The organism is Pseudomonas sp. H1_A03 (genome assembly GCF_054685145.1).
The window spans coordinates 5,682,362-5,693,569 of record NZ_CP162829.1 but is presented as its reverse complement, the minus strand read 5'-3'; the positions used below and the strand labels follow the sequence as shown (position 1 = coordinate 5,693,569).

12 protein-coding genes are annotated in these 11,208 nt (G+C 61.3%); 7 read left to right on the top strand and 5 right to left on the bottom strand.

Going from position 1 to position 11,208, the window contains the following annotated elements; genetic code table 11:
* Window positions 1-53: 53 nt before the first annotated feature.
* Window positions 54-341 carry an Rdx family protein gene (locus AB4O35_RS26305; protein WP_065873766.1) on the top strand — a complete coding sequence of 96 codons (288 nt, stop codon included), beginning with the start codon at window positions 54-56 and terminating at the stop codon, window positions 339-341.
* Window positions 342-351: 10 nt separating this feature from the next.
* Here the strand turns inward: AB4O35_RS26305 and AB4O35_RS26300 are convergent, their stop codons facing one another.
* Together AB4O35_RS26300 and AB4O35_RS26295 are read right to left on the bottom strand one after the other, a co-directional pair.
* On the bottom strand, window positions 352-1,236 hold the full coding sequence (locus AB4O35_RS26300) for a DMT family transporter (protein ID WP_065881170.1): 885 nt from the start codon (window positions 1,234-1,236) through the stop codon (window positions 352-354).
* 99 nt (window positions 1,237-1,335) lie between these two features.
* Window positions 1,336-2,085, bottom strand: a complete 750-nt coding sequence (locus AB4O35_RS26295; RefSeq protein WP_065945449.1) for an AraC family transcriptional regulator — start codon at window positions 2,083-2,085, stop codon at window positions 1,336-1,338.
* A 150-nt stretch (window positions 2,086-2,235) separates the two neighbouring features.
* Here AB4O35_RS26295 and AB4O35_RS26290 point away from each other — a divergent pair, with 150 nt between their 5' ends.
* Complete coding sequence (locus AB4O35_RS26290) at window positions 2,236-3,045, top strand: UDP-2,3-diacylglucosamine diphosphatase (protein ID WP_049712134.1); 810 nt, start codon at window positions 2,236-2,238, stop codon at window positions 3,043-3,045.
* A 125-nt stretch (window positions 3,046-3,170) separates the two neighbouring features.
* Here the strand turns inward: AB4O35_RS26290 and AB4O35_RS26285 are convergent, their stop codons facing one another.
* The 3 genes from AB4O35_RS26285 to phhA form a co-directional block, all read right to left on the bottom strand.
* Window positions 3,171-4,364 carry an amino acid aminotransferase gene (locus AB4O35_RS26285; RefSeq protein ID WP_065873763.1) on the bottom strand — a complete coding sequence of 398 codons (1,194 nt, stop codon included), beginning with the start codon at window positions 4,362-4,364 and terminating at the stop codon, window positions 3,171-3,173.
* Window positions 4,364-4,720 (bottom strand): 4a-hydroxytetrahydrobiopterin dehydratase, encoded by a 357-nt coding sequence (locus AB4O35_RS26280; RefSeq protein WP_010208721.1) that lies wholly within the window; start codon window positions 4,718-4,720, stop codon window positions 4,364-4,366. Before AB4O35_RS26280 ends, AB4O35_RS26285 begins: the two co-directional genes overlap by 1 nt.
* Before the next feature lie 97 nt (window positions 4,721-4,817).
* Entirely contained in the window at window positions 4,818-5,624 is an 807-nt protein-coding gene (gene phhA / locus AB4O35_RS26275; protein WP_065945450.1) for a phenylalanine 4-monooxygenase, read from the bottom strand.
* A 257-nt stretch (window positions 5,625-5,881) separates the two neighbouring features.
* On the opposite strand from phhA, the gene AB4O35_RS26270 reads away from it, so the two are divergent.
* The 5 genes from AB4O35_RS26270 to AB4O35_RS26250 all read left to right on the top strand — a co-directional run bounded on the left by AB4O35_RS26270 (window position 5,882) and on the right by AB4O35_RS26250 (window position 11,204).
* Entirely contained in the window at window positions 5,882-7,447 is a 1,566-nt protein-coding gene (locus AB4O35_RS26270) for a sigma-54-dependent transcriptional regulator (RefSeq protein WP_065945451.1), read from the top strand.
* Between the two features lie 307 nt (window positions 7,448-7,754).
* On the top strand, window positions 7,755-8,495 hold the full coding sequence (locus tag AB4O35_RS26265; protein ID WP_065945452.1) for a flagellar basal body rod protein FlgF: 741 nt from the start codon (window positions 7,755-7,757) through the stop codon (window positions 8,493-8,495).
* Between the two features lie 58 nt (window positions 8,496-8,553).
* Window positions 8,554-9,339, top strand: coding sequence for a flagellar basal-body rod protein FlgG (flgG, locus tag AB4O35_RS26260; protein ID WP_065873759.1), 786 nt, complete (start codon window positions 8,554-8,556; stop codon window positions 9,337-9,339).
* Between the two features lie 53 nt (window positions 9,340-9,392).
* Window positions 9,393-10,088, top strand: coding sequence for a flagellar basal body L-ring protein FlgH (gene flgH / locus AB4O35_RS26255; protein WP_010208725.1), 696 nt, complete (start codon window positions 9,393-9,395; stop codon window positions 10,086-10,088).
* Between the two features lie 27 nt (window positions 10,089-10,115).
* Window positions 10,116-11,204: a flagellar basal body P-ring protein FlgI gene (locus AB4O35_RS26250; protein ID WP_175402991.1), complete on the top strand. Its 1,089-nt coding sequence runs from the start codon at window positions 10,116-10,118 to the stop codon at window positions 11,202-11,204.
* Window positions 11,205-11,208 lie beyond the last annotated feature (4 nt).

Below are 11,208 nucleotides of genomic sequence, written 5' to 3'. Positions count from 1 at the left end.
GTATTATAGCCACTCGATCCGCCAAGCCCGTTACGCCTGGAGCTTCTCAAATTATGTCTTCGATCAAACCCGAGATCGTTATCACCTATTGCACCCAGTGCCAGTGGCTACTGCGCGCCGCCTGGCTGGCGCAGGAATTGTTGAGCACGTTTGCCGATGACCTGGGCAAAGTGTCACTGGCGCCCGCCACCGGCGGCGCGTTTCGCATCACCTGCGATGGCGTGCAGATCTGGGAGCGTAAGGCCGACGGCGGCTTCCCTGAAGCCAAGGTGCTCAAGCAGCGCGTGCGCGACCAGATCGACCCGCAACGTGACCTGGGGCACAACGACCGCACGCAGTAAGTTTTAGAGATCAGGCCGTTGCCGCAGGCTGTTTGGCCTGGCTGGCGCCGCCCATCAAGCCCGACAACACGATCGCGACGATGATCAGCACACCGCCGAGCAGCATGCGCAGCGTCGGGGTTTCGGCAAATAGCAGCCAGGCTGCGGTGATGCCGTAGACCGGCTCCATGGCAAACACCACCGAAGCCGTGCGCGCCTTGATCACCGCGAGGCTGGCGACAAACAAGCTGTGGGCCAGGCCCGTGCAGAACACGCCGAGCAAGCCGATCCACAGCCAGTCAATCGCCCGCACGTCCGCCAGCCCAGGTGCTGCCACGGGCAACAGGCACGCTGCAACCACCACGTTCTGGCACAGCGCCGCCTGCACCGCAGGGATGCGCCCGGAACTGGCGCGATTGTTCAGTGACAGCAGGGAAAACAGCAGCCCCGAAGCGATCCCCCAGAGCAACCCGCCGGTGGCTTCGCTGGCGAGGTTGAAGTCCGGCGTGACCAGCACCAGGCCGATGCTGACCAGTACCACCAACAGCACTTCATTGGCGCGAATGCGCTCGCGGAAAATCAGTCCCTCAAGGATCACGGTAAAGGCCGGGAACGCGGTAAACCCCAGGGTCGCGACGGCCACGCCGGCCACCTTGACGGCAATAAAGAACGTTACCCAATGCGCGGCCAGCAATACGCCGCTGACCAGCAGCCGGCGCCAGTCGCGCAGCTCCAGCTTTTTCCAGGCAGTGTTGCTCGCGAACCGTGCAAATAGTGCCAGGGCAACCACGGCAAACACAGCGCGGCCAAAGACGATGATGGCGGGCGAGGCGGCCGCCAGTTTGCCGAATACACCGGTGAGGCCAAACATCAATGCGCCGATGTGCAGGGCGCCGAGGGCTGAGCGGGGAGTCATTGTGATCCTTGAATCAAGCGGGTGACAGAAGCGCAGTCTAGTGGGTCTGTCGTGCAGGCGTCTGTCGTCCGGCTCGCGATTTTTATTGCGAGACTCTTCCTACGCGTTGCGTCGCAATGCGCCCGGCGAGGCGCCAAACTCACGCAGCATCGCGGCCGCAAATGCGCTCTGCGAGGTATAGCCGACGCGATCGGCGATTTCACCAATGGGTAACGGCGTTTTGCGCAGCAGGTCCAAGGCCATGTGCAGGCGCCGGCGGCGGATATAGTCCATCGGCGTCTGCCCACATTCCGCCATGAACCGCGCGTGCAAGCGCGCCACCGACAGGTCTGCGATGCGCGCCAGGTCGGCTACCTGCAGTGGGTGCGCAACGTGGCGCTCGATATGCGCATTGAATGCCTCGTACGGCAGGCGCCGGCCCGGCAGCGGTTGAGCCAGCGGGTGATTGAGGCTGGCCAACAACAGCACCGCGCCTTGCTGGACGATCAGCGGATCATCCACCGGGCTCTGCGCCAGCCATTGCACCAGTTGGCTTTGCCGCGAATCCAGGGCGAGTCGCGTGGGTTGATCAAGCAGGCGGCGACTGGCATCGGCATGTTCGCCCAACGATTGCAGCACCCAATGCTCGGTGGGCACATCCAGCACCAGGCAGCGGCTGCCATCGCGGCTGCCGCAGGCATGATGCGCGGAGAAGGGCAGCACCATCACGCTGCTTTCGCGCACCTGGCTGCCACGGCCGTCCACTTCGAAATCCAGGTGCCCGGACAGGCCGAACACCAATTGCGCATGGTCATGGCTGTGGGCGATGGGCGTGTCGAGGTAGTGGCGTAGCGTGAGAGTGGGGCTCATCGCGGTCTCCTAGGCTGCATGTTCCTGGATAGCCAAGCCAGTCTACAACGCTTCGTCGCCGGCCGGCGCTGTCATCAGACTGACGCACAGCTGTCATGGGCTATTAACCGCCAAGGCGCAAGCTCGCCAAAACAGCGTCGAGGGATGCCCATGACCAGTGCCGAGTTCGTCAAGCCCAGCCGTAAGCAACGGGTTCGTACCTTGTGGATTTCCGACGTGCACCTGGGCACCCGGGATTGCCAGGCCGAACATCTATCGCAGTTCCTCAAGGGCTACCACGCCGATAAGGTTTACCTGGTAGGCGACATCATCGACGGCTGGAAAATGCGCGGCGGCATGTATTGGCCCCAGGCCCACACCAACGTGATCCGCCGCTTGCTGACCATGGCCAAGCGCGGCACCGAGGTAATCTACGTCACCGGCAACCACGATGAATTCCTGCGCCGCTACTCCAAGCTGATCCTGGGCAATATCCAACTGGTGGATGAGGCGGTGCATGTGACTGCTGATGGCCGTCATCTGTTGGTGATCCATGGCGATCAGTTCGACGTGATCACCCGCTATCACCGTTGGTTGGCGTTTCTCGGCGACTCGGCCTATGAGTTCACTCTTACGCTGAACCGCTGGCTGAACCATTGGCGTGCACGGTATGGCTATGGCTATTGGTCGCTGTCGGCGTACCTCAAGCACAAGGTCAAGACGGCGGTGAGTTTCATCAGCGATTTCGAAGAAGCGATCGCCCACGAAGTGACCAAGCGCGGGTTGCATGGCGTGGTGTGCGGGCATATCCACCATGCGGAGATTCGTAAGGTGGGCGAGGTGGATTACCTCAACTGCGGGGATTGGGTGGAGTCGTGCACGGCGTTGATCGAGCACTGGGATGGGAGTATCGAGTTGTATCGGTTGGCGGATGCGCAGGCGAAAGAGGCACTGCTGAAGGCTGAACTGGTCACAAGTTAAAGGCTTCACACGGTCAAAAATGTGGGAGCTGGCTTGCCTGCGATAGAGGTGTGTCAGCCCCACATTTTTTGTTGATAGACCGCCATCGCAGGCAAGCCAGCTCCCACAGTTCTGATTCGGTTTCGTCAGTTGGAGACGTCGGCGATGGCTTGAGCCAGCAACGTCAACCGCGTCGCATCAATCCCCGCCACGTTAGCCCGCCCCGAACTCACCATGTACACGCTGTGCTTCTCCCGCAGTTGCTTGACCTGCTCGGCACTCAAGCCGGTATAGGAAAACATCCCGCGCTGCGCCCCAATATGGGCAAACCGCTCCGATAAACCGTGGGGCGCCAACGCCTCCACCAGCCCGGATCGCAGGTGGGCGATCCGCGAGCGCATGGCTTCGACTTCATTGCTCCATCGCTTTTTCAGCTCGGCATCGCCCAGAATCGTGGCCACCACGGCTGCGCCGTGATCCGGCGGCGTCGACCACAGATTGCGTGCCGTGTTAGCAAGCTGGCTGCGCACATCCGTCAACTTCTCGGCATCCGCCGCACACACGATCAACGCGCCCACACGGTCGCTGTACAGGCCAAAATTCTTCGAGCAGGAACTGGTGACCAACACTTCCGGCAGCTCGGCCGCAAATAGGCGCACGGCCCAGGCGTCCTGCTCCAGGCCATCGCCAAAGCCCTGATAGGCGAAGTCGATCAGCGGCAGCAACTGGCGCTCACGCACAATCTGCAGCACCTGGCGCCAATCATCCTGGGTCAAGTCGAAACCGGTCGGGTTGTGGCAGCAGGCATGCAACAGCACCACATCGCCCTCTGGCACGCTGGACAGGGTAGTGAGCATCGCCGCCACATCCAGGCGGTTGTCTGCACCCACGTATGGGTAATGGCTGACCTTAATCCCGGCCTTGGCGAAAATGGTTTCGTGGATCGGCCAGGTCGGGTTGCTCAGCCATACGCCACGGCCGGGCAGATTGTGCGCGATGAAGTCGGCGCTCAGGCGCAGGGCGCCGGTGCCGCCTGGGGTCTGGGTGGCGCCGGCGCGGCGTTCACGGATCAGCGCCGACTCTGCGCCGAGCACCAGTTCGCTGATCAGCGAGCCGAACGCAGCATTACCGTGGCCGCCGATGTAGGTCTTGGTGGTTTGCGTGTCCACCAGGCGCTGCTCGGCCAACTTCACCGAGTGTGGAATCGGCGTCAGTCCCTGGTCATCCTTGTAGACGCCCACGCCCAGGTCGAATTTGTTCGGGTTGGTGTCCTGGGCATACAGGTCCATCAGCCCGAGGATCGGGTCGCCGGGCACGCGGCCAATGGCATCGAAATGCATTACTTGCGGCCCTCGGCGTCCTTGGCCACTTCGTCCGTGCGTGCGGCCATGATGAAGTCGTTGCGGTGCAGGCCCTTGATGGAGTGGCTCCACCAGGTCACGGTGACTTTGCCCCACTCGGTGAGCAGGCCTGGGTGATGGCCTTCGGCTTCGGAGATTTCACCCATGGCGTTGGTGAAGGCCAGGGCAAATTTGAAGTTCTTGAACAGGAAAACCTTTTCCAGCTGCATCACGCCGTCGCGGACTTCGATGTTCCAGTCGGGGATCTGCTTGAGCAGCACCGGCAGTTCTTCATCGCTGACTTGCGGGGCATCGGCGCGGCAGGCTTCGCAGTGGGCTTGGTTCAAGGTGGTCATGGAGGTGTCCTGAATTCGAATGTTTGAAGGTCAGTAGCGTTACCCTAAAGCAACGCGGGGCCAGGGAACAGACTCACCTGGCCTTAAGATGTAGGGTTCAAGCAGCCTTGGGCTTCGGGGGGACTGCCTTTGGGGTGAAGAGCGGGGCATGCAGCCCCAGCTGCATCCCGCGTTCAACCATGCCCATGATGTCTTCCTGCGCGACTTCGAACAGGCGCTTGAGGTTTGGCAGCACGAAGTACAGCGGTTGCAGGATATCGATGCGATACGGCGTGCGCATGGCCTCCAGCGGATCGAAGGCTTGGTGTTCAGGCTCGGAAGACAGGCTGTACACCGTTTCCTTGGGCGACGACAGAATACCGCCACCGTAGATGCGCCGACCTTCGGGTGTATCCACCAGGCCAAACTCGATGGTCATCCAGTACAAGCGCGCCAGGTACACCCGTTGCTCCTTGGTGGCCGCCAGGCCGAGCTTACCGTAGGTATGGGTGAATTCGGCAAACCAGGGGTTGGTCAGCAGCGGGCAATGGCCAAAGATCTCGTGGAAAATGTCCGGCTCTTGCAGGTAATCCAGTTCTTCGCGGGTGCGAATAAAGGTCGCCACCGGAAACTGCTTGTTGGCGAGCAATTCGAAGAACGTCTGGAAGGGAATCAGCGCAGGCACGCGGGCGACTTGCCAGCCGGTGGTTTCGGCCAGCACCTTGTTTATCTCGCCCAATTGCGGGATTCGGTCCAGGGGCAGGCCGAGCTTGTCGATGCCGTCCAGGTATTCCTGGCAGGCGCGCCCTTCAATCACTTTCAATTGACGAGTGATCAGGGTGTTCCACACCGCGTGTTCTTCTGGCGGGTAATGGATAAAACCTTGCGCATCGGGCTCGCGGGCCACGTACTGCGTCTGCTTCATACGGCTCTCCTGCTAGGCATTCGTTCTTGTTATGTCCTGCGTTGAGCCTATTGATAACCCGCGCGCGCCGGGATTCCATCTGTTTAAAACGCCTCTGAGTAGGAAAGTTTACCGTTTTTCGTAAAGTATTCGTTACGGATGTCGAGTTTGCTGCTGTGTTGGGCTGGGAAAACCCCCAAAGCTGTCACATAATCTTGACGACTATCTGCGCCCAGCGACAAAAAGACGCGGCGCTTACCCAACTTTCGGGCCTTTTCATGCGTATCAAAGTGCACTGCCAGAACCGCATCGGCATCCTGCGGGACATCCTCAACCTGTTGGTGGAGTACGGTGTCAACGTCGCCAAGGGCGAGGTCGGCGGTGAGCATGGCAATGCCATTTACCTGTACTGCCCGAACCTGGTGAACATGCAGTTCCAGGCGCTGCGCCCGCAGTTCGAGGCGATTGCCGGCGTGTTTGGGGTGAAAAGGGTAGGGCTGATGCCCAGCGAGCGCCGGCACATGGAACTCAATGCGCTGCTCGGCGCCCTGGAGTTTCCGGTGCTGTCGATCGACATGGGCGGTTCCATCGTCGCCGCCAACCGTGCGGCGGCCCAGTTGCTCGGGGTGCGGGTGGATGAAGTGCCGGGGATTCCGCTGTCACGGTATGCCGAGGACTTCGACTTACCGGAGCTGGTGCGTGCGAGTAAATCGCGGATCAACGGCCTGCGGGTCAAGGTCAAGGGTGACGTGTTCCTGGCGGACATCGCGCCACTGCAATCGTCCGAACATGATGACAGCGAGGCCATGGCCGGCGCCGTGCTGACGTTGCACCGCGCCGACCGCGTCGGTGAACGCATCTACAACGTGCGCAAGCAGGAGCTGCGCGGCTTTGACAGCATCTTCCAGAGTTCCAAGGTCATGGCCGCCGTGGTTCGCGAAGCGCGACGCATGGCGCCGCTGGATGCGCCTCTATTAATAGAAGGCGAAACCGGCACTGGCAAAGAACTGCTGGCCCGTGCCTGTCACCTGGCCAGCCCGCGTGGTCAATCGCCGTTGATGGCGCTTAACTGCGCCGGCCTGCCGGAGTCCATGGCCGAGACCGAGCTGTTCGGCTACGGCCCCGGCGCGTTCGAAGGCGCACGCGCCGAAGGCAAGCTGGGGCTGCTGGAGCTGACGGCGGGCGGTACGCTGTTTCTCGACGGCGTGGGGGAAATGAGCGCGCGCTTGCAGGTGAAGTTGCTGCGCTTTTTGCAGGACGGTTGCTTCCGCCGCGTAGGCAGCGATGAAGAGGTGTACCTGGATGTGCGGGTGATCTGTGCTACCCAAGTGGACTTGTCTGAACTGTGCGCCCGTGGCGAATTCCGGCAGGACCTTTATCACCGCCTCAACGTGCTGTCCCTGCACATCCCGCCGCTGCGCGAATGCCTCGATGGGCTGGCGCCCTTGGTGGATCACTTCCTTGACCAGGCGAGCCGGCAGATCGGCTGCCCATTGCCCAAACTGGCGCCCGCCGCGATGGATCGCCTGAGCCACTACCACTGGCCGGGCAACGTACGGCAATTGGAAAACGTGCTGTTCCAGGCGGTGTCGTTGTGCGAGGGCGGGATGGTCAAGGCGGAGCATATTCGGTTGCCGGATTACGGGGTGCGTCAGCCGCTTGGCGATTTTTCCCTGGAGGGCGGCTTGGAAGACATCGTCGGGCGGTTTGAGAAGGCGGTATTGGAAAGTTTGTACGCCGAGCACCCGAGCAGTCGGCAGTTGGGCAAGCGGTTGGGGGTATCGCACACCACCATCGCCAATAAATTGCGTGATTACGAAATCCTCAAGGCTGAGCGCGGTTAAAACCTGTGGGAGCTGGCTTGCCTGCGATTGCGGTCCTTCAGTCACTGATGAGCAAAAGGACACTCCGCTATCGCAGGCAAGCCAGCTCCCACATTTGATCTGTGTCGCCAATAAGACGGCTCCTTGCCGCAGGCGGCAGTAGTCCGCCGTTTTTTCGACTCGCGCTCGACCCTGAAATCCTCGCGCCTTGCCGCAAACCCCCGCCCCGCCTGCACTTGAGCCTCTTTTCAAAAGTTGGTTCGCAAATTGCTTAAGCCTCATCAGTACAGCGGTGGGCGGCAAGCGTCCGTCAGAAAGAGGAAAGAGCGTGGACAAGTACCTTTATGTGGCAATGACCGGCGCCAGCCAGAATGCTCTGGCGCAGAAGGCCCATGCCAACAACCTGGCGAACATTTCCACCAATGGTTTCCAGCGTGACCTGGAGCAGGCGCGTTCGATGCCGGTGTTCGGTGACAGCTTTCCGGCGCGGGCGTTTGCCTTGACCGAGCGCCCAGGCATCGACTTCTCCCCTGGCGCGATGATTGAGACCGGCCGAGACCTGGACGTTGCCGTCAGCGGCGATGGCTGGATGGCCGTGCAAACCCCGGATGGCGGCGAAGCCTACGTGCGCAGTGCCAGCATGAACGTCGATGCACTGGGCGTGCTGCGGGCCGGCAACGGCATGCCGATCATGGGCAACGGTGGCCCGATTGCCGTGCCACCCCAGCAGAAAATCGAAGTGGGTGCCGACGGCACCATCAGCATCCGCGCCATGGGTGAAGGCCCGCGTGTGATGGCTGAAGTGGACCGCATCAAGCTGGTCCAGCCGGACCTGAAGAACATGAGCAAAGGCCTGGACGGCACCATCCACACCAAGGATGGCCAGCCGGCTCAAGCCGACGCGAGGGTCACGCTGACCTCGGGCTTCCTGCAGGCGAGCAACGTCAATGCCGTAGAAGAAATGACAGCGGTGTTGGCGCTTTCCAAGCAGTTCGAGCTGCACATCAAGATGATGAACAGCGCTAAAGAAGACGATCAGGCCATGACTCGCGTCATGCAGATGAGCTGATAGCCCCTAATTAATTTGCAACGCAGCGCCAACAAACAGGCGCACGAAGGAGAACAGCATGCTTCCGGCTCTATGGGTTGCCAAAACAGGTCTGTCCGCCCAGGACACCAACCTGACCACCATTTCCAACAACTTGGCCAACGTGTCGACCACGGGTTTCAAACGTGACCGTGCCGAGTTCCAGGACTTGCTCTATCAGATCAAGAAGCAGCCAGGCGCCCAATCGACCCAGGACAGCGAACTGCCGTCGGGCCTGCAACTGGGTACCGGTGTGCAGATCGTCGGCACCCAGAAGAACTTCAGCGCCGGCAATCTGCAGCAGACCGGCCAGCCGCTGGACATGGCCATCAACGGCCGTGGTTTCTTCCAGATACTGCAACCGGACGGCACCACTTCCTACACCCGAGACGGTACTTTCCACCTGGATTCCAACGGCCAGATCGTGACGGCCAACGGTTTCTCCCTGGAGCCAGCCGTTGTCGTACCGGCTGATGCCAAGACGTTCACTGTCGGCAACGACGGCACCGTGTCCATCACCGTCGCCGGTAACCCGGCTTCGCAAGTGATCGGCAACCTGCAAACCGCCGACTTCATCAACCCGGCCGGCCTGCAGGCCATGGGTAACAACCTGTTCCTGGAAACCGCCGCCAGCGGCGCGCCGCAAATCGGCACCCCTGGCCTGAACGGTTTCGGCACCACGCTGCAAAGCACCCTGGAAACGTCCAACGTGAGCACGGTTGAGGAGATGGTCAACATGATCACCACCCAGCGCGCCTACGAGATGAACTCCAAGGTGATCTCCACCGCCGACCAGATGCTTTCGTTCGTAACGCAGAATCTGTAATCAAGTCTATGGGGCGTTCTTGAGAGCGCCTGCAACACCGTGAGGTAAGGGTCATGAATCGCTATGTTTCTGTTCTGGCATTGAGTGGGATTGCCGTGCTCGCGGGCTGTGTCGCCCCGACGCCAAAACCCAATGACCCGTACTACGCGCCGGTGTTGCCACGCACGCCGTTGCCGGCGGCTGCCAACAATGGCTCGATTTATCAGGCTGGCTTCGAACAGAACCTGTACAGCGACCGCAAGGCATTCCGGGTCGGTGACATCATCACCATCACCCTGAACGAGCGCACCCAGGCCAGCAAGAACGCCAACTCTCAAGTCGGCAAGACCAGTAAGGCTGGCATCGGCCTGACGTCGTTGTTCGGCGCCGTGCCCAACGTCAACAACCCATTGGGTGATGGCGACCTGAGCCTCAGCGCCGGCTACAGCGGCGACCGTGCCACCAACGGCAAGAGCGCGGCGGGGCAGGGCAATAGCCTGACCGGTTCGATCACCGTGACTGTGGCCGATGTACTGCCCAACGGCATCATCGCCGTACGCGGTGAAAAGTGGATGACCCTCAACACCGGCGACGAGCTGGTGCGCATTGCCGGCATGGTCCGTGCCGATGATATCTCCACCGACAACACCGTGCCGTCCACGCGGATTGCCGATGCACGCATCACGTATTCCGGCACGGGCGCCTTTGCCGATGCGAGCCAGCCGGGCTGGTTCGACCGTTTCTTCCTTAGCCCGCTGTTCCCTTTCTAGGTGGCCACTTTGAACTTCAAACAGCTGATGGCGGCCGCGCTCCTGCTTTGCTTAAGCGCTGTCGCCCAGGCCGAACGCCTGAAGGACATCGCGAGCATTTCCGGTGTGCGTTCCAACCAGTTGATCGGCTACGGCCTGGTGGTGGGGCTCAGTGGTACGGGTGACCAGACCACCCAGACCCCGTTCACCCTGCAGACCTTCAACAACATGCTCTCGCAGTTCGGCATCAAGGTGCCGGCGGGTTCGGGCAACGTACAACTGAAAAACGTCGCGGCGGTGTCGATCAGTGCGGACTTGCCGGCGTTCTCCAAGCCGGGCCAGGTGGTGGACATTACGGTGTCGTCCATCGGTAACTCGAAAAGCCTGCGCGGCGGCACCTTGCTGATGACGCCTTTGAAAGGTATCGACGGCAACGTCTACGCCATCGCCCAGGGCAACCTGGTGGTGGGCGGGTTTGATGCTGAAGGTCGCGACGGTTCGAAGATTACCGTCAACGTGCCATCGGCCGGTCGTATTCCGGGCGGCGCCACGGTTGAACGCACCGTGCCGAGCGGTTTCAACCAGGGCAACAGCCTGACCCTGAACCTCAACCGCTCCGACTTCACCACCGCCAAGCGCGTGGTCGACAAGATCAACGACATGCTCGGCCCTGGCGTCGCCCAGGCCATCGACGGCGGCTCGATCCGCGTCACCGCGCCGCTGGACCCAAGCCAACGCGTGGATTACCTGTCGATCCTGGAAAACCTCGAAGTGGACCCAGGGCAGGCGGTGGCCAAAGTCATCATCAACTCGCGGACCGGTACCATCGTGATCGGCCAGAACGTCAAGGTGTCTCCGGCAGCGGTGACCCACGGCAGCCTGACCGTGACCATCACCGAAGACCCTATCGTCAGCCAGCCTGGGCCTTTGTCCAACGGCCAGACGGCGGTGGTGCCACGCTCACGCGTCAACGCCCAGCAAGAAGCCAAGCCGATGTTCAAGTTCGGCCCCGGCACCACCCTGGATGAGATTGTCCGTGCGGTGAACCAGGTGGGCGCGGCGCCGGGCGACTTGATGGCGATCCTTGAAGCACTGAAACAGGCCGGCGCCCTGCAAGCCGACCTGATCGTGATCTGAGGCC